The following is a 22,949-nucleotide window of genomic DNA, read 5'->3' as shown; positions in this document are numbered from 1 at the left end:
TCACTACCTTTCAAAGAAGTATTGGCGCAGTTTTGCTACGAAGCTAAAAGAGCGCGAGGGAATCGTAGATTCAAAAGACTTACTTAAATAACGTTCAGTCATTTGTTCAAGCGCTTTACTTGCATTTGATTTAGGGTCATGTATAATAAACGGGGTTTGGGAGCTTACCGCTCTTGAGACAGCCCGATCTTCTGGTAACAACCCAAATTGAATGACTTGTTTTTGTAAAAATTGCTGCACAGCATTCGTAAGTCGACGCATTGTTATCTCACCTTCTTTTTCCGTGTGAGCTCTGTTTACGACGAGATAAAAGGGTGTTTGCTGATCCATTATATATATATATTTCATAGTTGCATATGCATCTGTAATAGCCGTTGGCTCTGTAGTTGTAATAACAAATACATCGTGAACAGCCATTAAAATTTCAAGATATCCCTCTGACAAACCTGCTCCCATATCAAATATAATATAATCATAGTCTTGTAATAATTTGTGGAGTTCATCGAAAAAGAATTGAATTTTCATTGAATCAAAACTAAAAATTTTCGAAAAACCTGTTCCACCCGCTACATAGGATAGATTATGTGGCCCCTTTTTTATAATATCATGAATCGACATTTGTTTGGTGAAAATGTCGACTATTGTATTTTCCGGTGATACACCCATAAGTATATCTATATTACCCATCCCAATGTCCATATCAAATAGAAGAACGCGTTGGCCCTTTTTGGCCAGTGAAAGTGAAAAATTCAAAGCGAAATTCGACTTACCCACTCCACCTTTACCACTAATAACAGCAATGGCCTTTGTTTCCATTTTATTTTGTTGTAAGTTTTGTAATCTAAGTCTTAGATTTTGAGCTTGATCACTCATATACATCTACCCCAAGTATAGTTTTTGTTATAACTGATGGTGATGCCGCCATTATGTCATCTGGCACGTTCTGACCATTCGTTACATACGCAATTCCTTTATTGTATTGAATCATCATATTAAGCATTGGGCCGTATTTTGTTGTTTCATCTACTTTAGTAAAAATTAGCTGATCAATGGTAATGAGTGAGAATTGCTCAATTATGGCCTTCATATCCTCATATCTACTTGATAGTGACAGAACTAAATAGGTTTCCATGTCTTCATTAAAATTTAATATTTCTTTTAAATCTTCCACATATTGTTGATTACGATAATTTCTACCTGCCGTGTCTATTAATATTAAATCATAATGTTGAAATTTGTTTTTCGCCAATATGAAATCCTCGTTGTTATAGCAGATTTCAAGTGGGATACCTAAAATTTTGGCATATGTTTTAAGTTGATCAACTGCAGCAATTCGATACGTGTCGGTTGTTATAAATGCCACTTTTTTTTGGTCTCGTAGTACACATTCTGCCGCTATCTTTGCTAGAGTTGTTGTTTTACCAACACCTGTTGGTCCAACAACATTTACATATTTCTTTTTGTACCTAATCCCACCGTAATGGTGTGAAGATACTTCAGTATCAATTATATTGGCAGTCCACTGTTTTACTTGTTCAACAGTAGCTTGTCCACCCGTAACATACCATTTTTCTAAAAGCTGATTAATAATATTCTGTCGAATGGTTACTTCTATTTCTTGTTCTGTAAGCAGGGAATTTATTTGTCTCAACGGCTCTGGATATTGATCCAAAACGTTAGACGAATAATTTGTCGATCCAGATAAAGTACTTATTATTGTTTTTAACTCTTTTAATTCTTGTAACACAGCCTTATCATTCATATTATTCTCTTGTACCTTAGGTGTTTGGTGTTTAATAACAGGCGAAGCATCCTCCCGAGAAACTTCTTTCCTAACGGGAGGTGGCTTTGGTTTGGTTTCCTTTTGAATAACAGGTTTAGAGTCTACAGCGGCTATAACCTCTATGCTTTTTTTTGCAAAAAAACCAAATACCCCACGTTTTTGCACTACCTTTGAATTCAATATAACTGCATCATTGCCAAGCTCAGCTCGAATCATCTTCATAGCCTCAGGCATTGATTTTGCAACATATTTTTTTACCTTCAATCTACATTCACCACCCCTACACTTTGAATCTCGATGTTAGATTCTAGTTCATTGTATGACAAGACGGGTACATTTGGTAAATACCGTTCAATAATATGACGAACGTACATACGTACAGCAGGAGAACATAACAGAATTGGTGTTTGCTCACCATTCATAAACTGGTTTACCTTAGTATGAACGGATTCAATAATTTTTTGTGAAATTGCTGGATCCAATGCAAGGTAATTTCCGTGTTCTGTTTGCTGAATAGCATCAGCAATTGCTTTTTCAGCTCCCCCTGATAAAGTAATAACCTTTAAACTATCTGATTGAACAACGTATTGGTTCGTTATTTGTCTTGCTAAGGCTTGTCTTACATACTCTGATAATAAGTCTGTGTCACTTGTCATCTTACCGAAGTCTGCGAGTGTCTCAAAAATGACTGGCAAGTTACGAATACTTACTTTTTCCTTCAATAAATTAGCTAAAACCTTTTGAACATCCCCAATTAATAATGGAGACGGGGTCACTTCTTCTACTAATATTGGATACGACTCTTTTAAATGATCTACTAACTGTTTTGTTTCTTGTCTTCCTAACAACTCATGTGCATATGCTTTTATAGTTTCCGTAATATGAGTAGATACTACAGAAGGCGGGTCAACTACGGTGTAACCAAAAATCTCTGCTTGTTCCTTCATTGCATCACTAATCCATTTAGCTGGTAACCCAAAGGATGGCTCAATTGTATCAATGCCTTCAATTGCATCATCGTCCATACCGGGACTCATTGCCAAATAATGATCAAGTAAAATTTGACCTCTAGCTACTTCATTTCCTTTTATCTTTAATCTGTATTCATTTGGTTCAAGCTGAATATTGTCACGAATTCTTACAACAGGAATAACTAGTCCTAGTTCAAGAGCAAGCTGTCTTCGTATCATAACAACCCTGTCAAGTAAATCTCCACCTTGACTAGAATCTGCTAAAGGAATAAGACCATACCCAAATTCAAACTCTATAGGATCAACATTTAACAAAGACACTATACTTTCAGGACTTTTCATTTCATCTGGCTGCATCTCTTCCTCTGAACTCGCCTCTGGTATGTCTAAATCTTTAGATTGTCTTGTATACATATAAGCACCAAATGACAACAGCAAAGCAATAGGTATTGTTAACATGTCATGAATTGGTGTAAATAAACCAAGAAGGAAGATGGTAGCAGCGGCTACATATAGCATTTTCGGATAGGCCAACAGCTGTGAGGTTATATCTTGACCTAGATTTCCATCTGACGCAGCTCTTGTTACAACAATACCAGTAGCTGTAGATATAAGCAGAGCTGGTATTTGGCTTACGATACCATCTCCTACTGTTAACTTTGTAAAATGTGATGCCGATTCAGCAAAAGACATACCTAGCTGCATGGTACCAATAATGATACCAAAGAGCATGTTAATTATTACTATAATGATACCAGCTATGGCGTCTCCCTTTACAAACTTACTGGCACCATCCATAGCACCATAAAAATCTGCTTCTCTTGCAACTTTATCTCGACGTTCCCGAGCTTGTATTTCTGAAATAAGCCCTGCATTCAAATCAGCATCAATAGCCATTTGTTTACCAGGCATAGCATCTAATGTGAATCTTGCTGCGACCTCAGAAACACGTTCAGCACCTTTTGTGATAACAACAAATTGAATGATGATTAAAATTAAGAACACTACAAAACCAACTAAAACCTTACCTCCAACAACAAACGTCCCAAACGTTTCAACGACGCCTCCCGCTTCACCCTCGCTTAAAATAGAACGGGTAGTAGAAACATTAAGTGCAAGCCGGTACAGTGTTAATAACAGCAATAAGGAAGGGAAGATGGAGAATTGAAGAGGTTCCTGCATATTCATTGACGTTAGCAACACTAATAATGCTAGCGTAATATTTATTATAATTAGAATACTTAACATCCATGACGGAAATGGAATAACAAGCATAGCGATTATTAATATAACACTAGCTAATACAGATAAATCTCTTGCTGACATAGGTCTCTCTCCCTAATTGTTCACATTAGACATTTTGCTTTAATCTATATACATATGCCAATACCTCTGCGACAGCTTTAAAGAATTCATCTGGTATGGCTTGGCCAATCTCTACTTTATCGTAGAGCGCTCGGGCTAATGGTCTATTTTCTACAGTAACAATATCGTGCTCCTTTGCCGTTTCTTTAATTTTGAGAGCAATAAAATCTACTCCTTTAGCAACGACATACGGTGCATCCATGTTTGAGTCATCATATTTTAACGCAATCGCAAAATGGGTTGGGTTTGTTATAACAACATCCGCGTTTGGTACTTCTTGCATCATTCGCCGTGTTGCCATTTCCATTTGTTTTTGCTTAATTTTCGATTTTATTAACGGATCCCCTTCCGTTTTCTTGTATTCGTCTTTTATGTCTTGTTTCGACATACGAATATTTTTTTCAAAGTCATAGCGTTGATATAAATAATCTAAGATTGCTAAAAATAAAAGTGCAATCGATGCGCCTATTCCCATTTGAATAGTAAGTTTAGCAACTAATGCTAACGCATCATACAACGTTTTTTGTGAAAGATTGAAGATTTCATCTACATGTAACCATAAAATAGTAAATGTTACTGTTCCAATTAACAGTATCTTTAATATCGATTTTAAAAGCTCCACTATTGAACGAATAGAAAATATTCTCTTTGCACCTTGAAGTGGATTAATTTTATTCAGATTAAATTTAATTGCTTCTGCTGAAAACAAAAAACCAATTTGTAAATAAGTCGCTGCCACTCCAGCCACAACAGCAACTAACATGACCGGTGCAACCACCCATATGCCTTGAATAAGCAACTCTATGAAAATAAGATGGATATTTTCTGAAGTAAATGGCATGTGTATATATTGTGTGAACGACTCTCTGAAAATAGAGGTTACTATATTTCCCATTGAAGAACCCGTAAATGATAAGACTAGAAACACAGCTAACAAAACGAAGGCTGAATTCACATCTGTACTTTTAGCAACTTGTCCCTTCTTACGAGATTCTTGTCGTTTTTTCGGCGTTGCTTTTTCTGTTTTTTCACCAGCAAACATCTGTAGATCAAGTTGAAGCAGTTCCATCATTATAAGCCTCCGATTAAATCCATTAGCCCTCTCATCGTAAACAACATCATTTCAAATAGTTGCTCAACAACCATGAACATGAGCCCCATAATTAGGAATAAAATTATAAAGCTTAAGGCTATTTTAATGGGATATCCGACAACGAAGATGTTTAACTGCGGCACTGTTTTAGCCATAATACCGAGAGCAATATCCACTAAAAATAATGATCCCACTAACGGAATGGACATTTGAAAAGCTATTAAAAACATAGAATTAAAAGCACGTACAACAAATTCGATAAGATTCTCATTACCAAATGGTATCCATACTTCAAGCAGTGGAACAAAATGATAGCTATTTACTACACCATCTAATAACAGATGATGTCCATCAACTGCTAACAAAAAGAGTAGTGCTAGTGTATACAAGTACTGACCCATTAATGGACTTTGAGCCCCTGTTTGAGGATCTACAACATTAGCTATAGCAAACCCCATTTGAAAATCAATGAATCCTCCTGCAATCTGTATGGCACTTACAATCATATATGCGATAAAGCCAATTAAAAGTCCCACTAAAGCTTCTTTTATTACTAGCATAAAGAACATATAATTAATTTCAATAGTAGGAGCATCTATTGTAAACATAATTATCCAAGATAGAAATACAGCTATCCCTACTTTATGAGTAGTTGGAATGTTACGATAAGAAAATAAAGGTAACGTTGCAAAGAAAGAAGCAACTCTAGCTAATACAAGTAAAAAACTCGGTAAATTAAAAAATACATTGTCCATACTAGCTCACAAAGCTCGCTAGATTATTAAATATTTCATATGCAAAGGTAAGCATTCTCGTTAACATCCAAGGTCCAAAGAAAACTAAGCCGATAAAAACAGCGACTATTTTAGGCACAAAAGCAAGTGTTTGCTCTTGAATTTGCGTCGTCGCTTGGAATACACTGACGATTAGTCCTACTACTAACGCTAAAAGCATTAAAGGTCCACTAATCATTAACACTGTATATACACCACGCTCAGCCATTTCAACGACAAAATTAGGAGTCATTCATAATCACCAACTTAAAAAGTTTGCAGTAAAGATTTAACGATTAAATACCATCCATCGACGAGGACAAACAATAAAATCTTAAATGGAAGGGAAATCATAACAGGTGGTAACATCATCATCCCCATCGACATAAGAACACTCGCAACAACCATGTCAATTATTAAAAACGGCAAGAAAATCATAAACCCAATTTGAAAGGCCGTTTTTATTTCACTGATTGCGAATGCAGGCACTAAAGCTGTTAAAGGTATATCTTCAATCGAATTAGGCTTTTCTGCATTAATATAATTTAGAAAAAGAGCAAGGTCCTTTTGACGTGTGTTTTTACTCATAAACTCTTTAAATGGTATAACAGCCCTATCATAGGCATCCTCTAACGTAATTTCTTCATTAAATAACGGTGTTAGTGCTGTATCATTTACTTCTTGAAATGTAGGTGCCATTACGAAAAAAGTTAGAAAAAGAGCAAGCCCTATTAACACTTGATTCGGTGGCATTTGTTGAGTAGCTAGAGATGTTCGCACAAATGAGAGAACAATAACAATTCTCGTAAAGCTTGTCATTAAAATTAGTATACTTGGTGCTAAAGATAGCACAGTTAGTAATAATAGTAGCTTCACAGAAGTTGAGACATTTTCAGGAGAGGCAGTATTGAAGAACTCCATAAATTCAGTCATGATGTGTATCCCTTTCTTTCTCTAACTCCCTCAAAAGTTTTTTTCTTCCATCTGATAAATCTTTTAATTGCTGGTTCAGAACGGACTGAAAATCCCCTGTACCTTTATTCTCATTCTTCTTTTTATCTTTAAAAATGCGATTAAAGATATCACTTCGCTGTATCAACTGATCTAAACCATTATTATGTTGTTCAATAATAGCAGAAACTTCATCGTTCGCATGTATTTCCTTTAGTAGAGTGATAGATTCACCCACACCAACAACTAAAATTTCATCCCCTACCTTAATAAGCTGAACACTACGATTTGCACCTAAGCTTGTACCACCAATATTTTCAATATATTTAGCCCCTGAAAAAACTTTATTCCGCTTATTAATAAATCTAAATGTAAAATAAATGAGTCCAATTACAAATGCAGTGGCAAATAACATTTTCACGAAGTCCCAGGCATTTACAGTTGGTGAAGAATCTATAGTGTCCGTTACCTTTTCAGCTTTATCCGTCGAAGAAGGTGTACCTTTCTCGTCATTTTCATGACTTGAATCATTTAACCAATCCTCAACACTAGCAGGTTGCTCCGCCTGCACTGAAGGCAGTAGCGGAGCAATGAGAGAAGTACATATTAAAATACAAAGAATAATAACTCGTTTAAACAAGGAAACGCCACCTTTATCCAATCGTTTTATTAATTGCTTCTAATACACGATCAGCTTGGAATGGTTTAACAATAAAATCTTTTGCGCCTGCTTGAATTGCGTCAATTACCATCGCTTGTTGACCCATCGCAGAGCACATAATAATTTTAGCATTAGGATTGATTTTTTTAATTTCTTTAAGAGCTGTAATGCCATCCATCTCTGGCATTGTAATATCCATCGTTACTAAATCAGGGTTATGTTCTTTGTATAAGTCAACTGCCTGTGCACCGTCTGCGGCTTCTGCAACAATGTCAAATCCATTTTTACTTAAAATATCCTTAATCATCATGCGCATAAATGCCGCATCATCCACAATCATAATTTTTGCTGCCATAAAACGTATTACCTCCTAGTATTTATCGAAGTTTTTTTATTCGATCACTTTGACTTACGATATCTGTGACACGTACTCCAAAATTCTCTTCAATAACAACAACTTCCCCTTTTGCAATTAGTTTGTTGTTCACTAATATATCAACTGGCTCACCAGCGAGTTTATCTAACTCCACTATTGAACCAGAGGAAAGCTCTAAAATTTCTTTTACAGATCTTTTCGTTCGACCTAACTCCACCGTTACTTGTAAAGGAATATCTAGTAACATATCAAGATTCCGTGATTCTGTTTCGGAAATTTGAGTAGGTGTAAAACTAGAGAATTCCGCAGACTGTACATGAGCCGGCGTACCTCCAGGGAACTCTTGGAAATTCGCTCCGATCCGCTGTGGACCAGCTTGTTGATAGTGGTTCATATGCTGGTATGGATCAGGTGCTGATGCTGGCTGCTGGTAGTGTTGTTGTCTAGTATCTTGATTATAATTATTTTGAGCTTGCGAATACTCTCCTGTATTTTGTGGAGATTGCTCGATAGCTTGTTGACTGTGTTGATTCTGCTGTGTTGATGGTGTTTCTTGCACTACACTTTCGTTAGGACCTAGTAAATCCTCAACAAGGGCTTTTGCAAAATCCATTGGTAGTAGCTGCATAATATCTGAATCAATTAAACTACCAACACGAAGTCTGAATGAGACTTTTACTAAGTAATCATTATTTGGTATAGTCTCTGTTCCTTCTCCTTGCTTTATGTTAAGCAAATCAATACTTGGAGGCGAAATGTCGACTCTTTTATTAAAAATGGTAGACATTGAAGTCGCAGCAGAGCCCATCATCTGATTCATTGCCTCTTGAACAGCACTCAATTGAATCTCATTAAGCTCACTATCAGGTGTACTGCCATCCCCACCTAGCATTAAATCAGCAATAATGGCCGCATCTGATTGCTTTATTACTAATAAGTTCACTCCAGAAAAGCCAACTGTATAACTCACCTGAACAGCTACATAAGGATGAGGAAACTCTTGTTCTAAGCTAGCCTTCTTTACAAGCTGAACAGTTGGGGTTGTTATATCAACCTTCTGATTTAAAAGAGTTGATAGAGCAGTTGCTGAGCTTCCAAACGAGATGTTACCAATTTCACCCAACGCGTCTTTTTCCATTGACGACAACAGAGATTCCTCGGGGGTACTTTGGTCGTCATTTTTATTATCAGTCGAACTATCGTCTAATAAATCTTCTGTCCCTCGCAACAATGCCTCTATTTCATCTTGTGATAGCATCTCATCATTAAACATTTTCGTCTCCCCCCTTTATAAGGTCGAGAATTTGGACGGCCATACGTTTATTTAATTTACCAGGCTGTCCAGTAAATTTTGGTGACTCTCCCACTTTAATGATTAGTGGATCTTCAATTTTTTGATCTAGCTGAACAACATCCCCCACACCTAGAGCTAAAAACTCATGAATTGAGATAGTTGCTGATCCCAATTCAGTGCATACAGGGACTTCAGCTCGTCGTATATTTCGTTCAAGAAGAGCTAAATCCTCAGGATTACTCTCTTTTGATTTGTTATTTTGCATCCAATAATGAGCAGATAGCTTTGGTATTATTGGCTCTAATACAACATGAGGGATACATATATTAATCATGCCACTTGTCTCACCAATCTGCATATTGAGAGAAATAACAACAACTGTCTCATTCGGGGAGACCATTTGTAAAAATTGTGGATTCACTTCAAAATCTGTTAACTGTGGGTCAATATCCACAAGTGTACTCCACGCTTCCCGTAAGTTTTCAGTTGCGCGTTCAAATAAGTTGGACATGATACGCGTTTCTATTTCTGTTAGGTTTTCTACCTTATTTATAGAAACGCCTCTACCTCCTAGAACACGATCCATCATCGCATAAGAGATATTAGGATTGACCTCGAGTAATATTCTCCCATCTAATGGCGGTACCTCAAATACATTCAAAATCGTCATCTTTGGTATAGATCTAATAAATTCCTCATAAGGAATTTGATCCGCCGATGCAACAGAGATTTGAATATATGTGCGAAGTTGTGCCGAAAAATATGTTGTTAAAAGCCGAGCAAAGTTTTCATGAATTCTTGTTAAACTTCGAATTTGGTCTTTAGAAAACCTTAAGGCACGTTTAAAATCGTACACTTTGACCTTTTTCTCAGTTTCTTCTTTTTTTAATTCATCTGCGCTCATCTCACCGGTTGATATTGCGGAAAGTAGAGCGTCTATCTCACTTTGCGAAAGAACATCTCCAGCCAATATCTATACACCCCCATATGGCCAATCAGTTACGATTATTATTGGAGGATAAAGGAGGTAATATATACTTTTTCGACAGTACCCTCACTCATTAATTCGTTAATACGTAGTTTCAGGAGCTTTTCCAAGTCTTCTTTTCCAGCACGTCCTTGAAACTCCTTTGCTGTCATTTCTGATACTTCTTGAATAATAATATTCTTTACCTGAAATGAGCGTTTCTCAAGTTCTTCTTTAGTTTTCTTACTATCTGTCTGTACCTTAAATTGAATAACAACAAATCTTCCATCTAATAAATTCGTTGTAATCTCAGGTATATCAACAGATTGTTCAAGTATTTCATCAATTGTTGGCACTTCTGCTTTTGCAGATTTGTCATTGTTCAGAAATAATATTAAGGCAAGTACAATTGCTCCAATTAAGGTTAAAACTATTAAAATGATGAACATGATATTCAACAATTTATTTTGAAACAGTGTCTCCACCTCCAATATTATTTATGTTATCTCTAGCTTTTGCACCAACAACATTAATATCTTGATAAAATTTCTTTACTAATACAATAACATCATCTACCGTTTCCTGCACGACAATTTTTTTACCATTCGACAAAGTAATTGTTGTGTCAGGGAATGCCTCTACTTGCTCTATATAAATAGCATTTAACACAAAAGGCTTGCTGTTTAGTCTCGTCAAAGTAATCAAATAACGAGCGGGTTTAAGCAGCATCCACCAAACCTTAATGCTACTTATTCCCGCTTCCCTCCCTCTAATAAGAATTATCGTTTCAGATTCACTAGTTCCTGTAATATTTCATCAGAAGTCGTGATAATTCGTGTATTAGCTTGAAAACCACGTTGGGCAACAATCATTTCCGTAAATTCTTCTGACAGGTCAACGTTTGACATTTCTAGTGCTCCAGATATCAATTCTCCAGCTCCATCTGCTCCAGGTTGCACGTCAGTTGCATTCCCTGAGTTATTAGAAAGTCGATAAAGGTTATTCCCTGATTTCTCTAACCCATCAGCGTTTGGGAATATTGCTAGAGAGATTTTTTGTTTAGAATCGATACTATTATCAGCTTTTACAATACTTACTGTTCCGTCTTTCCCTATACTGAAGCTTTTTGCATCGTCTGGAATTTCAATTTCTCCCCCACCGGCCTTTTGTAGGTAAAAACCATTTCCATCCACGACTTTTCCTTCTTCATCTAAATAAAAGTTTCCTGCTCTAGTATATAAATCGTCGTTGCCATCGTTAATTATAAAGTACCCATCACCTGATATTGCTATATCAAGTGGTCTATTCGTCATTTGGACACTGCCTTGTGTGTGAATAGTATCAGTAGTAGCTAATCTTGCACCTAAACCAATTTGCTTCGTGTTAGTACCACCCATATCATTTGAAGGAGCTGTCGAAGCTGCGATAGTTTGACTCACGATATCTGAGAAAGTCGTTCTTCCTTTCTTGTAGCCATATGTATTTACATTGGCAATGTTATTTCCGATAACATCTAACTTTAATTGAAAATTTTTCAGCCCACTAATTCCTGAATACATTGAACGTAACATAATAGTAGTCTCCTTTTATAATTTGGATTGGATGGAATTACATCAGTCGGTCAGCAATTCCTAGGCTTCCAATAAGGTCCAGCCTATGAAGATATTAATCAATTAAAATAGTTCCATTAATATTTGTGAAAATTTGCGATTTAGCTTCCTCACGATTCATGGCAGTTATTACTGTATTGTTTTTTGCGTTAACAATTAATGCTGCTCCATCTAATACAACTAACGAATCTTGAATACCTTTTTGTCTAGCTTCAGCCACACGATCATTAATTTGATTCCATTTATTCATATCAATTTTAATATTTCTTTCTATAAGTCTTTGTTCGGCATGTTTACTCACTTTTAACTGATCACACTGCAGTTGCTTCTGAAACACATCTTGAAATGATTGCTTATAAATGGGCTGCTTTTGCTGACGAGTCTTTGGTTGTAAGGTTAATGGATGGCTCGATATTTGTTGTAGTCTATGATCCACTCTCCTCACTCCTAACTACTGCTTCTTCTAACGTATTCAATTTTTCTTTTGAAACACCTTTTACATCTGTACTGTTAACATAAGTACCATCTTCAAGCTCTAATAGTACATTACTACCTTGCTGCTTTACGGATATTACAGTTCCTTTTCCTGAAGTAATAATTGGTTCCTCTTGCCCGTCCAATACTTCAGATTTAGTCCAGTCAATTTGTTTACCTATCAAATGGCTATACTGAAATATTTGGTTTGTAGATTGCATCTTTACAAATGCATCCATCGATTTTCCCATATTTGTCATTTGCTCAAGTGAAGAGAAAGTGGCCATCTGTGATATAAACTCTTTATCCTGCATCGGATTCATAGGGTCTTGATTTTGTAACTGTGTAAGTAAAATTTTCAAGAAATCATCTTTCCCTAGAGTCGATTGTCCTGTTTTCACATCTCTTGATTTAGTGGATAAATAGAAACTTGAATCAATTGTGGTCATACTAGTCACCTACACTTTCACACTTAACAGCACTTCTTCAAAAGAAACTATATCAGCATCACCGTCTATGACAGCCTGATGGTTATCAGTTTCATTATTCTTATGCTGTTTTTGTTGACCATTTTGATTTTGCTCATCATTAAAATTCCCCTGTGCAAACTGTTCTTGTGTATAAACTTCTATCTTGTCAATAGCTAAACCTTGTGTGACTGGGGAAGTTCGTAATTGTATAATATTCGCATCCAGCATTTCTTTCGCTTTGGAGGATGATGCAATAATTCTTGCTATCATTTCTCCGTTAGATTGTGATAATTTTACAGTTAGACTCCCTAGATGCTCAGGATTTAACCGGATTGTCATCTGCTTGGAACCATCTGCCAATGTCATAAATTTACCTTTATTAATAGTTTTTAAAAATTGGTCAACTAATTGTTGACCTTGCTTACCAGTTCCAGATGACTGACCCGTATGCATAATAAGCTGTTGAGTTTGACTTAATATGTTATGGCTTATAGAAATTGGTACAGGAGCTTCTGTAGACTCTCGTTTTCCTTGGTGGTGAGTTCTTGTTGAATTTAATAATAATCTACTAATGTTGATGTCTCTCAAGACGGTATTTGAAGACTCTCCTTCCACTTCATTAGAAAGAGCAGTTTCCATTGTGCTTACTTCTTTATTAAAATGTAGCTTATTTGACTTTGTAGAAGCTTGCATCATATTAACTACCTGTGCAAAAGACGCTTGTCCACTCTTGTCGTTAGTAACTTGCATGTCTGTTATAATTGGAAGCAATAGTGATGTTAATAGTTTCTGATCCGAATGAGATAGTTTTAAACTCTTTCCTATCTCCTCCACTGCTGTTTCCAGCCTTGGACCACTTAACTTTAATACCGCTTCTATTTTAACTAACATATCCCTTAAATTAGCTTCGCTCATTTGTATAGATGAAAATGCCTTCTCAAATTGTTGAACTATTTGCTGATTGTCTGGCTGTTGTAAAAGTGACTTAAGAGCTTCTTGAACGTTTCCCTTATTTAAACCATTGTTTTGGTAAGATAGAGTAAACGCCGGCTTTTCACTATTTTGTAAAAAAGGAATTGTGTCTTTTGAGGCCGGTTGGTCTTTAACACTTGGCTCAATCAATTGATCTAATATTTCAGTTAAAACTTTATTAACTGCATTCTTATCAGTATTACCATCCGTTTGTGAGAGCACTAGTTTTGCCATTGTATTTACTGATGTTTTATCCACTTCTATGAAGTGTTGTGTCTTCATACTATACATTAACAGCATTAACCCCATCGCCGCTTCAGGTGAGTGACTCTGCTTTAAGTTATCAAGTAGATCTTCAAAAGAAACATTAGACGTTAAAATTTCCGAGAGCTTTTCTCTTAGTTCGGGTGGCATGCCTTCTAACATAGTTTGAATTTCACCTAGAGACAATAAATCTTCAGCAGCAGTAAAAGCAGCAGGATGCTCTAGTACACCCTCTAACCGATTAAAAAGAATTAACAGTTCTTCATTGTTTATTGTTAAATTTAACGTCTCAGGTGGTGACTCTCCTTGATTAGAAACAGTAGTGTGTATTTCTGATTTGACAGATAACACATTAGCAAGCAAATCATTAAAATGAACAGAACCATATTTACTTGTATTTTTTGCAACAACTGCACCATGAGCCTTTGCATTTGATGAAATTTGTAAATTCACAACCTCTGTAGTCATAATTTCACCCCCTTTCAAGTTCCATTAGTTATTTAAGGACTTGTTAGCTCCAGTGACATTACAGTCATCAGCCTAGCGGCATCATCTGGCGGCATCTTTTCAAGTATTTCTGCAACTTTTTTACTATCTAAACGTTCTAAGATGCGTATAGCCTCGTCGTCTGATAGTTTTGTTATAATAGCAGCAGCGTTTTTAGATGACATTTCCTCATACATGCTTGTTATTTTTTTCAAATCCTCTTCGATCGTCGTCTGTTCTTGTTTCTTTTTTCTAAGTTGCTCCAATAACGAGTCAATCTCTTCCTGTAACTTACTAACTTCCTCTTGGCTACCTTTTAGTTGACTTTCTAGCATAGTGATAGAAGCTTCCTTTTCGTCGACAGTTTTTTGAAGTGTAAGGATTTGACCTTGAAGATCTTCTTTTTTAAGCATTTCTTCAGTTTTTGGAACAAAGTTTTTCACTACAGGTACGTTTGATCCGTACTTTTGTAATGTATCCTGTATATTTACACCTGCAACCGTCAGTATGACAAAAGATAATACGATAGCAAACAATAATGGGACTAAAATGACGAATAAAAACCATTGAACAATATTAAACTTTTTTTCAACCTGTGTACCGCTATTCTTGTTCGCCATTTCATCACCTTGATTCCTGTTTCAAATATTGTTGGAGTGAAAGTTCATCCATGAGTTTATTATCTATGGCCTTATTCTCCTGAATGTAGATTTCAAAGTCCTTTTGCTTTATTACTTCATATTTTTTCACTTCTATATTTTTGCTAATTAGCTGCGCTTGCTTTTCTTGTAAAGCTTGTCTAGCTTTCATGACTAATTTTTGTTGATGAGCAATAATACGCTCAAGGTTATAGATAAATTGCTGCTGTTGTCTCATGTGCTGAATTGATACACCCGTCTGTAAAAATTGTTGTTGTTCATCTTCTAAGTCCTCTTTACGCTTTAACAACTCGTAAAGCCTCTCCGCAACCTTTTCAAAGTGAGCGATAGCAGTATTGTATTCTATAACTACTTGTTCTTTTTCCGTTTCTTTAATAGCAAGGACTTTATTAAATTTATATTGAAAGCTCATTATGAATCACTCAATTCGACTAGCTTTTTCATATCATCTACGCTGCTCAGCATTGTAGAGTTTTCGGCTGTGCCTTGTTTAAGAAATGAGATTATACTTGGATAGTATCTAATTGCCTCATCTATTTCGCGATTAGACCCTCTCTTATAAGCTCCAATATTAATTAAATCCTCTGAGTTTAAATAAGTGGACATCAACGACCGCATACGTGAAGCAGCACGTAGATGAGTTTCATCTACAATATTGTTCATCACACGACTAACACTTTTCAGAACATTAATAGCTGGGTATTGACCTTTATTCGCTAATTGACGATCCATGACAATATGGCCGTCTAGAATTCCTCGAACAGTATCGGCAATAGGCTCGTTCATATCATCGCCATCAACAAGAACAGTATAAAAAGCTGTAATAGTACCATATTCGTTAGTGCCGGTACGCTCTAATAGCTTAGGAAGAACAGAGAATACTGAAGGCGTATACCCTTTTGTAGTCGGTGGTTCGCCAATAGCAAGACCTACTTCACGCTGTGCCATTGCTACACGCGTTACAGAATCCATCATCATCATGACATTTAATCCTTTGTCACGAAAATACTCCGCGATAGCCGTTGCTGTGTATGCTCCTTTTATTCTCATCAACGCTGGTTGGTCTGATGTTGCAACAACGACAATAGAACGTTTTAAGCCTTCTGGTCCTAAGTCTCGTTCTAAGAACTCCCTAACTTCTCTACCACGTTCACCTATTAAAGCAATAACGTTTAAATCTGCTTCTGTGTTTCTAGCAATCATCCCAAGTGTTGTACTTTTCCCAACACCGGAACCAGCAAATATACCTACTCTTTGACCTTTCCCAACAGTTAATAAAGAGTCAACTAACCGGATACCAACCTCTATTGGTTCCTCGATAGGGGGCCTGTACATAGGGTTGGGAGGATCTCTATCAATTGATACTGCTGTTAGACCTTTTGGAAGCATCGAGTCATCAAGAGGGTTTCCTAAAGAGTCGATGACCTTGCCCACTAAATCCATACCGACTTTAACTTGCAACGGTTTACTAGTTGCTTCAACCACTGCCCCAGGTGAAATATCTTTTATGGATGTATAAGGCATAAGAATAACAGTTTCATCACGAAATCCAACAACTTCAGCTTGTATACACCTTTGTTTCTGTTTCGATCCAATATGAATTAAGCATAAATCTCCAATTGAAGATGCAGGGCCTCTCGATTCAATCATTAGACCAATAACCCTAGTGACCTTACCAAACCGTACATATGAATCTAACATTGGTATTGCTTGTAAAACATTTGTCAAACTCATACTTGATCATCCCTGAGAAGTTCAATTAGTTTTTCTCTTATCTTTTTTAACTGTGAATCAACACTAGCGTCAATTCTTCCAAAACTCGAGTCAATTAAACAGTCTGTTTCAGTAAGTTCTTCTTCAATTAGAATATATATATCATTTTCGTAATTTAACATGCTTACCAGCTCTGCCTTTTGTGAAATAAGAAGTTCATACTGACTTGGATGAACTCGAATTTGCACATCACGGTGCTCTTTCACTTCTTTTACTGCATGCTTTACTAGACTCACATAATCGCTCTGGTGATTTTCAAGGTGTTTGTCCAATATCTTCTCTGCCACTCTCATACCGATTTGAAATATAGTCTCATCAGCATTAGCTACAATATGGTCATACTCTTTCTTTGCTAGTACTGTTAAATCTTGTATGTTTTTAATCTCTTGTTCATATAAATTTAAGCCTTCATTCTTACCTTGCTCAAACCCGTCATTATAGCCTTGCTGTTTTGCTTGCTCTAGTTCTTGTAGTATTTCCTGTTGGAAGCTTTGTCTTTCTGCAGCTATTGCATCTCTTGCTTGCTGCAATTCAATATGAGCAGCTTGTAATATATCATAAGCCTGTTGTTCAGCATTTTCGATAATTTGTGATGCTTGATCATTTAGGTAGCCTGAGTCCATAGACTTTTCACCTGACATATTATGCTGCAAAGTCTTTAAGCCAATAACCTTTGCACCACGAGGTTCTTCATTAGAAAATTTAGGATAAGATGACTTAATTATTCTAGACAATTATATCGTCACCTCCACCTCTAGCAATTACAATTTCACCAGCCTCCTCTAATCTACGGATGACTGCCACGATTCTAGATTGTGCTTCTTCAACATCACGTAAGCGAACAGGTCCCATAAACTCCATTTCTTCTTTAAACGTGTCGGCCATACGTTTAGACATATTCTTAAAGACGATGTCTTTAACTTCTTCACTAGCAACCTTTAATGCTAATCGTAGATCATCATTTTCCACATCACGAATAACTCGTTGTATTGCACGGTTATCAAGTGTAACAATATCTTCGAAAACAAACATACGTTTTTTAATTTCTTCCGCAAGTTCTGGATCTTGAATTTCAAGTGCATCAAGAATCGTGCGCTCTGTACTGCGGTCTACTCCGTTTAAAACTTCAACAACTGCTTCAATCCCACCCGTTTGTGTGTAGTCTTGCGTAACAGTTGCAGAAAGCTTCCTTTCAAGGATTTGTTCCACTTCATTAATTATCTCAGGTGATGTAGAATCCATTAATGCAATTCTACGAGCTATATCTGCTTGCATCTCTTGAGGAAGTTCTGACAATATTTGACCCGCTTGTGCTGGGTCTAAATAGGACAAAATAAGTGCAATTGTTTGCGGATGTTCATTTTGAATAAAATTAAATATTTGTCCTGGATCGGCCTTTCTTGCAAAATCAAAAGGCTTTACTTGTAATGACGATGTTAATCTATTAATGATTGAGGATGCTTTCTCTTCTCCCAATGCTTTTTCAAGTATCGTTTTTGCATACCCAATCCCGCCTTGCGCAATATAGTCTTGTGCTAGTGCAATCTGGTGAAACTCCTCAAGAATATCCTCTTTTGATCGGGACTCTACTTTTTTCACGCCAGAAATTTCTAGCGTTAATTTTTCAATTTCCTCTTCACTCAAATGTTTATACACAGATGCTGACACATCAGGCCCGAGCGATATTAATAGGATGGCCGCCTTTTGCTTACCGGTAAGTTCACCGCTGTCTCGTCTAGCCATTTCCTTAAGCCTCCTAGTCTTCTGCTATCCAACTTCTTAATAGCTTCGCAAAATCCTCTGGTTTTTCTTTTGCCATTTTTTCAAGCTGCTTTCTTCGCATGCTTCCTTCAGTTTCTTTTTCTGCATTCACATCAGGTATGTCAATAGTCGTGCCTTCAACAACTGTTGAAGCTGCCGTATCAATCGGTTCTTTTCTACGACTTCGAAGTACTATTACTAATAGCGCAACAACAAATATAATACCTGCCGCTCCTACTATATACACCCAAGTAGGCACGCTTGGCAGGGTGTTTGTAGGAATGAATTCAGGTTTCCCATTAAACTGCCCCACTGAAACAACAACCTTTTCTTGTACCTGTTCAGCTGTCATTGTTGTATCTGCTAGCGTTGTTTTTACAATAGTTGTCAAAATCTTCTCGATATCATCAATTCTTTCTTGTGGTAATGATGTTAAGTCGTCTGCTGTTGGAGGTTCAACAATAACTTGAATTCCTAAGTCTGTAACTTTATATGGACTTTCAACAATTTCTTTTCTAATCCTATTAACATCATTGTTTATTCTTTCTTCAACACGTTCATAATCGCCATTTGAGCTACCGTCCGCACCGACGTATTGATTAGCAGTGTCTGTTTCACCAAAATCTGCTGGTCCACTAGCATCTGGAGTACCCCCAGTATAGGACTCTGTAATTCTTTCAACACTAATTGCAATACCTTCCATACTTTCACTATCAACAGGCTCAACAAGAGTTGCCTCACTTTTCTCTTGAGTAAAATCGAGATTAGCTGTAACGGAGGCCATCACTTTGTCTCTTCCCATCATGAGGCCAAGCATTTGTATTACTTGTTTTTCGATATCTTCTTCAATTTGCTTTTTCACTTGCAATTGAGTTTCTATTAAATTGCTAGCTTGATAATTTCCATTTGAAGATTCTTGAGTAAAATACTCAAAAAATTGATTCATAATGACGATATTATCAGTAGGTAAATTAGGTACGGCTTTTGATACTAAGTGGTATAAAGAATTTATTTGCGCTTGATCAAATTTGTATCCCGTTTTAGTATTAATAACAATACTTGCTGAAGCCTCACCTTGTGTGTCAGAGACAAAAACACCTTGCTCAGGCATGGTAATCATAACATTGGCATCATTTATTCCTTCAATACTCTTAATTAATTTAGATAATTCCGTTTGTACCGCTTCTACTTTCAAAACATCAAACTCATTTTGCCCTAAACCAAATCCAGCATTTTGGCCAAAAAAGCTATAATCAATGTTCCCACTATCCGGAATATTTTCTGCTGCTAACTCAACAAGTAATGTATCAGCTACTTGTTCTGGCACCAGAATGGTTGTACCTTGTTGTGTAATTTCGGATTGAATTCCACGGGAATCAAGAGTCGCTTTAATTTGACCGGTTTCAGCCGGGGAAAGGTTGCTATATAGCGGTACCATGTTAGCTCGTGTTGCCAATACAGATGAAACGGCAATTACAGTAAAAGCAAGTATTACTGATCCTATAATCATTCCTTTTTGGCCAGAAGAACGTCCATTCCAAAAGGATGAGGCTTTATTTAAAGCTTGCTGTAGTTTTTCGTTCATACTCTTATTCCCCCGGTACTTGTGCGAAACGTTAGCTGCTAACACTAATAGTACTATTGTATTGTGGTTTCGATTCCACGAACATAGTGTTTAATTCCTGAATCACAACACTATTAGGAAATGAGTCTCATACTAAATTTGCATCCTCATAACCTCTTGATACGCTTCTATCACTTTATTTCTAATTTCAAGTGTTGCTTGTAAAGAGACACTTGCTTTTTGAGATTCAATCATAACGTTGTGTAAATCAACATTTTCACCAAGTGCCATTTTTGTTGTTAATGTATCAGATTTTATTTGAGCGTTATTAACGCTACTTATAGCATCTTTCAAAAAAGTAGAAAACTGTTTTGTTGATTCAGAAACAGTTGGTTGTTGAACATTTTGAGTTACTTGAGGCTTTAAAATATGCTGAGTTGGAATATTGACTCTATTAATCATTTAAAAGCACCACCTATTTCCCTATTTCTAAAGCCTTCATGAGCATCGACTTTGATGCATTGAACGCTGTCACGTTAGCCTCGTATGATCGAGTTGTACTCATTAAATCTACCATTTCTTTTAGTGGATCAACATTGGGAAGCTTTACATATCCATTGGCATCGGCATCAGGATGAGCTGGATCATAAACTAGCTTGAATGGTGTTTGATCTTCTGTAATTTTCGACACTTTAACACCATTTCCAACCTGTCCACTTTGTTTTCCAATTTTGCTATTTAAAATATTTGCGAAAGAATTATCAGGTGCTATTTCCACGATTTTGCGGCGATACGGCTGCCACTCACCATCGACCATTTTCCCACGAGTTGTATCTACATTCGCTAAATTCGATGATATAACATCCATTCTTAGCCGCTGTGCAGTTAGCGCACTTGCTGTTGTATTTAAACTATGGAACATCGACATTACTTACCACCTCTAATAACACTTTTCAAGGAGTTGAACTTGCCATTCATTCTATCAGCTAATGCATTAAAATAAATTTGGTTTTCAGCTAAATCGGCCATTTCCTTATCAATATCAACACTGTTACCATTATGGTTGTAAGTAACATCAGCTTTAGTGAAGACTTGAAAGTTTGTTTGACGACTACTTGTAAATTCAAAATGGCGACCATCCGTTCTGTTCGCTTTCATTTGTGTCGACACAGCTTTTTCAAACTCACTTTTAAACGATACATCTCGAGCTTTATAGCCTGGTGTATTAACATTGGCAATATTATTTGAAATCACTTTTTGCTTCGTTGATGAATAATTCAACGCGTGCTCAAGCGTATTAATCGTATTTGAAAATAAGCCCACGTTTTTTCCTCCCATTTTTCGCCACATATCTACAGCGTACATCAGCATATGGCACATTTCTACATAATCTTATTTTAACTGTTAAGTACCTTCTATGTCCATAAAGGCTTTAGTATTTCAACAATTTGTTATTTTAGGTATATATATTTTCTTACAAACTCTCCTGATTTAAATATGTCAGAACAAAATGACATATTCAAGTCTTTTGCGACAAAATACGACAAATTTCAGCTGAAAAAAATTCCCACCTAATTGTAATCAGCTTTTTTATTGATTATTAGGTGCTTAAATACGTTATATAGATACGAGTCTTATCATGATCCAATTTTTATGTGCTACAAAGTGTCTAAGTCACAGAAGTACTCAAAAACTCATCACCCGTTAAGGCAAAACACTATAACTGAGAACCTCATAATAGAAAAAATCACTTTATAAGCAGAGTGGAAGGATTAAAGCTAACATATGCTAGCACTTGCAGTTATAAACTGCAATCTTTCTATTCGCCAAAAAGACCTGTGTAACAATTACGTTACACAGGCCTTTTTATTATATTAAATAAAGTTAGTTCGCTTTAAGTCTTTCAAGTTCAAATAGAAATTTATCATTTAGCACTTTAATGTAAGTACCTTTCATACCAAGAGAACGTGATTCGATAACACCAGCACTTTCTAATTTACGCAGAGCATTAACGATAACAGAGCGAGTAATACCTACGCGATCAGCAATTTTACTAGCTACTAGTAAACCTTCTTTGCCTTCTAATTCTTCAAAGATATGCTCGATAGCCTCTAACTCGCTGTATGAAAGTGAACTAATGGCCATTTGTACTACTGCTTTACTGCGAGCTTCTTCTTCAATTTCTTCAGCTTTTTCACGAAGTATTTCCATACCAACAACAGTTGCACCATATTCAGCTAAAATCAAATCATCATCTTCAAATTCTTGCTCCAAACGCGATAGTATTAGCGTACCTAAACGCTCCCCACCACCAATAATTGGCACAATAGTTGTTAAACCTCTTTGGAACAACTCTTTGTTCTCAACCGGGAACGCTGTATATGAGCTTTCGATATCTAGATTCGATGATGTTTCACTAATTGTAAAAAGGTTTTTTGTATACTCTTCAGGAAATTGACGATCCTCAAGCATTTTCTTCATTCTTTCATTTTCAATCGTTTGCTTAATAGCAAATCCTAGTAATTTCCCTCGACGACTAACAATAAAAATATTCGCTTCTATCACGTCGCGCAATGTTTCGGACATCTCTTTAAAGTTAACTGGTTTGCCAGCCGCTCTCTGAAGCATCGCATTAATTCGTCTAGTTTTTTCTAATAAATTCATCTCAATTTGTTCCTCCTA

27 protein-coding genes are annotated in these 22,949 nt (G+C 36.4%); all 27 read right to left on the bottom strand.

Annotated features, from left to right (window positions below; genetic code table 11):
• Positions 1 to 3: 3 nt before the first annotated feature.
• Positions 4 to 873 carry a MinD/ParA family protein gene (locus EJF36_RS09250; protein ID WP_125906046.1) on the bottom strand — a complete coding sequence of 290 codons (870 nt, stop codon included), beginning with the start codon at positions 871 to 873 and terminating at the stop codon, positions 4 to 6.
• Positions 866 to 2,047, bottom strand: a complete 1,182-nt coding sequence (gene flhF, locus EJF36_RS09245; RefSeq protein ID WP_125906045.1) for a flagellar biosynthesis protein FlhF — start codon at positions 2,045 to 2,047, stop codon at positions 866 to 868. Before flhF ends, EJF36_RS09250 begins: the two co-directional genes overlap by 8 nt.
• Complete coding sequence (gene flhA / locus EJF36_RS09240; RefSeq protein ID WP_125906044.1) at positions 2,044 to 4,080, bottom strand: flagellar biosynthesis protein FlhA; 2,037 nt, start codon at positions 4,078 to 4,080, stop codon at positions 2,044 to 2,046. The genes flhF and flhA overlap by 4 nt, the downstream gene beginning before the upstream one ends.
• Positions 4,081 to 4,105: 25 nt before the next feature.
• A complete protein-coding gene (gene flhB, locus EJF36_RS09235) occupies positions 4,106 to 5,188 on the bottom strand; it encodes a flagellar biosynthesis protein FlhB (protein WP_185807011.1) in 1,083 nt (360 codons plus the stop codon).
• 2 nt (positions 5,189 to 5,190) lie between these two features.
• Positions 5,191 to 5,967, bottom strand: a complete 777-nt coding sequence (fliR, locus tag EJF36_RS09230) for a flagellar biosynthetic protein FliR (protein WP_125906042.1) — start codon at positions 5,965 to 5,967, stop codon at positions 5,191 to 5,193.
• A gap of 1 nt (position 5,968) precedes the next feature.
• Positions 5,969 to 6,238 carry a flagellar biosynthesis protein FliQ gene (gene fliQ / locus EJF36_RS09225; RefSeq protein ID WP_125906041.1) on the bottom strand — a complete coding sequence of 90 codons (270 nt, stop codon included), beginning with the start codon at positions 6,236 to 6,238 and terminating at the stop codon, positions 5,969 to 5,971.
• A gap of 14 nt (positions 6,239 to 6,252) precedes the next feature.
• Positions 6,253 to 6,918, bottom strand: coding sequence for a flagellar type III secretion system pore protein FliP (gene fliP, locus EJF36_RS09220; protein WP_125906040.1), 666 nt, complete (start codon positions 6,916 to 6,918; stop codon positions 6,253 to 6,255).
• A complete protein-coding gene (gene fliO / locus EJF36_RS09215) occupies positions 6,911 to 7,576 on the bottom strand; it encodes a flagellar biosynthetic protein FliO (protein ID WP_125906039.1) in 666 nt (221 codons plus the stop codon). The genes fliP and fliO overlap by 8 nt, the downstream gene beginning before the upstream one ends.
• A 13-nt stretch (positions 7,577 to 7,589) precedes the next feature.
• Positions 7,590 to 7,952, bottom strand: coding sequence for a response regulator (locus EJF36_RS09210; protein WP_125906038.1), 363 nt, complete (start codon positions 7,950 to 7,952; stop codon positions 7,590 to 7,592).
• A gap of 22 nt (positions 7,953 to 7,974) precedes the next feature.
• Positions 7,975 to 9,246, bottom strand: a complete 1,272-nt coding sequence (gene fliY / locus EJF36_RS09205; RefSeq protein WP_125906037.1) for a flagellar motor switch phosphatase FliY — start codon at positions 9,244 to 9,246, stop codon at positions 7,975 to 7,977.
• A complete protein-coding gene (fliM, locus tag EJF36_RS09200) occupies positions 9,239 to 10,237 on the bottom strand; it encodes a flagellar motor switch protein FliM (RefSeq protein WP_125906036.1) in 999 nt (332 codons plus the stop codon). Before fliM ends, fliY begins: the two co-directional genes overlap by 8 nt.
• 38 nt (positions 10,238 to 10,275) lie before the next feature.
• Positions 10,276 to 10,683 (bottom strand): flagellar basal body-associated protein FliL, encoded by a 408-nt coding sequence (gene fliL, locus EJF36_RS09195; protein ID WP_260471862.1) that lies wholly within the window; start codon positions 10,681 to 10,683, stop codon positions 10,276 to 10,278.
• Positions 10,684 to 10,696: 13 nt separating this feature from the next.
• A complete protein-coding gene (locus EJF36_RS09190) occupies positions 10,697 to 10,939 on the bottom strand; it encodes a flagellar FlbD family protein (RefSeq protein ID WP_125908322.1) in 243 nt (80 codons plus the stop codon).
• A gap of 74 nt (positions 10,940 to 11,013) precedes the next feature.
• The gene (gene flgG, locus EJF36_RS09185) at positions 11,014 to 11,805 is read right to left on the bottom strand and encodes a flagellar basal body rod protein FlgG (RefSeq protein ID WP_125906035.1); all 792 of its coding nucleotides are present in this window, start codon (positions 11,803 to 11,805) and stop codon (positions 11,014 to 11,016) included.
• 94 nt (positions 11,806 to 11,899) lie between these two features.
• Complete coding sequence (locus EJF36_RS09180; protein WP_125906034.1) at positions 11,900 to 12,280, bottom strand: TIGR02530 family flagellar biosynthesis protein; 381 nt, start codon at positions 12,278 to 12,280, stop codon at positions 11,900 to 11,902.
• On the bottom strand, positions 12,270 to 12,767 hold the full coding sequence (gene flgD, locus EJF36_RS09175; protein ID WP_125906033.1) for a flagellar hook assembly protein FlgD: 498 nt from the start codon (positions 12,765 to 12,767) through the stop codon (positions 12,270 to 12,272). Before flgD ends, EJF36_RS09180 begins: the two co-directional genes overlap by 11 nt.
• 9 nt (positions 12,768 to 12,776) lie before the next feature.
• Positions 12,777 to 14,492 (bottom strand): flagellar hook-length control protein FliK, encoded by a 1,716-nt coding sequence (locus EJF36_RS09170; RefSeq protein ID WP_125906032.1) that lies wholly within the window; start codon positions 14,490 to 14,492, stop codon positions 12,777 to 12,779.
• A gap of 32 nt (positions 14,493 to 14,524) precedes the next feature.
• Positions 14,525 to 15,130: a MotE family protein gene (locus EJF36_RS09165; RefSeq protein ID WP_125906031.1), complete on the bottom strand. Its 606-nt coding sequence runs from the start codon at positions 15,128 to 15,130 to the stop codon at positions 14,525 to 14,527.
• A gap of 4 nt (positions 15,131 to 15,134) precedes the next feature.
• Complete coding sequence (gene fliJ / locus EJF36_RS09160) at positions 15,135 to 15,581, bottom strand: flagellar export protein FliJ (protein ID WP_125906030.1); 447 nt, start codon at positions 15,579 to 15,581, stop codon at positions 15,135 to 15,137.
• Positions 15,581 to 16,903 (bottom strand): flagellar protein export ATPase FliI, encoded by a 1,323-nt coding sequence (gene fliI / locus EJF36_RS09155; RefSeq protein ID WP_125906029.1) that lies wholly within the window; start codon positions 16,901 to 16,903, stop codon positions 15,581 to 15,583. Before fliI ends, fliJ begins: the two co-directional genes overlap by 1 nt.
• Positions 16,900 to 17,676 carry a flagellar assembly protein FliH gene (gene fliH / locus EJF36_RS09150; protein WP_125906028.1) on the bottom strand — a complete coding sequence of 259 codons (777 nt, stop codon included), beginning with the start codon at positions 17,674 to 17,676 and terminating at the stop codon, positions 16,900 to 16,902. Before fliH ends, fliI begins: the two co-directional genes overlap by 4 nt.
• Positions 17,669 to 18,685 carry a flagellar motor switch protein FliG gene (gene fliG / locus EJF36_RS09145; RefSeq protein WP_125906027.1) on the bottom strand — a complete coding sequence of 339 codons (1,017 nt, stop codon included), beginning with the start codon at positions 18,683 to 18,685 and terminating at the stop codon, positions 17,669 to 17,671. Before fliG ends, fliH begins: the two co-directional genes overlap by 8 nt.
• Positions 18,686 to 18,698: 13 nt before the next feature.
• Positions 18,699 to 20,288, bottom strand: a complete 1,590-nt coding sequence (gene fliF / locus EJF36_RS09140) for a flagellar basal-body MS-ring/collar protein FliF (protein WP_125906026.1) — start codon at positions 20,286 to 20,288, stop codon at positions 18,699 to 18,701.
• A 132-nt stretch (positions 20,289 to 20,420) separates the two neighbouring features.
• Positions 20,421 to 20,729: a flagellar hook-basal body complex protein FliE gene (gene fliE, locus EJF36_RS09135; RefSeq protein WP_125906025.1), complete on the bottom strand. Its 309-nt coding sequence runs from the start codon at positions 20,727 to 20,729 to the stop codon at positions 20,421 to 20,423.
• A 13-nt stretch (positions 20,730 to 20,742) separates the two neighbouring features.
• Positions 20,743 to 21,195 carry a flagellar basal body rod protein FlgC gene (gene flgC, locus EJF36_RS09130; protein ID WP_125906024.1) on the bottom strand — a complete coding sequence of 151 codons (453 nt, stop codon included), beginning with the start codon at positions 21,193 to 21,195 and terminating at the stop codon, positions 20,743 to 20,745.
• On the bottom strand, positions 21,195 to 21,590 hold the full coding sequence (gene flgB, locus EJF36_RS09125) for a flagellar basal body rod protein FlgB (protein WP_125906023.1): 396 nt from the start codon (positions 21,588 to 21,590) through the stop codon (positions 21,195 to 21,197). Before flgB ends, flgC begins: the two co-directional genes overlap by 1 nt.
• A 561-nt stretch (positions 21,591 to 22,151) precedes the next feature.
• A complete protein-coding gene (codY, locus tag EJF36_RS09120; protein ID WP_125906022.1) occupies positions 22,152 to 22,931 on the bottom strand; it encodes a GTP-sensing pleiotropic transcriptional regulator CodY in 780 nt (259 codons plus the stop codon).
• Positions 22,932 to 22,949: the final 18 nt, after the last annotated feature.

This window comes from Bacillus sp. HMF5848, from assembly GCF_003944835.1.
In the GTDB taxonomy this organism is placed as follows: Bacteria; Bacillota; Bacilli; order Bacillales; family HMF5848; genus HMF5848.
Note: the sequence above shows the minus strand (reverse complement) of the source record. Positions and strands in the feature narration are given on the sequence as shown.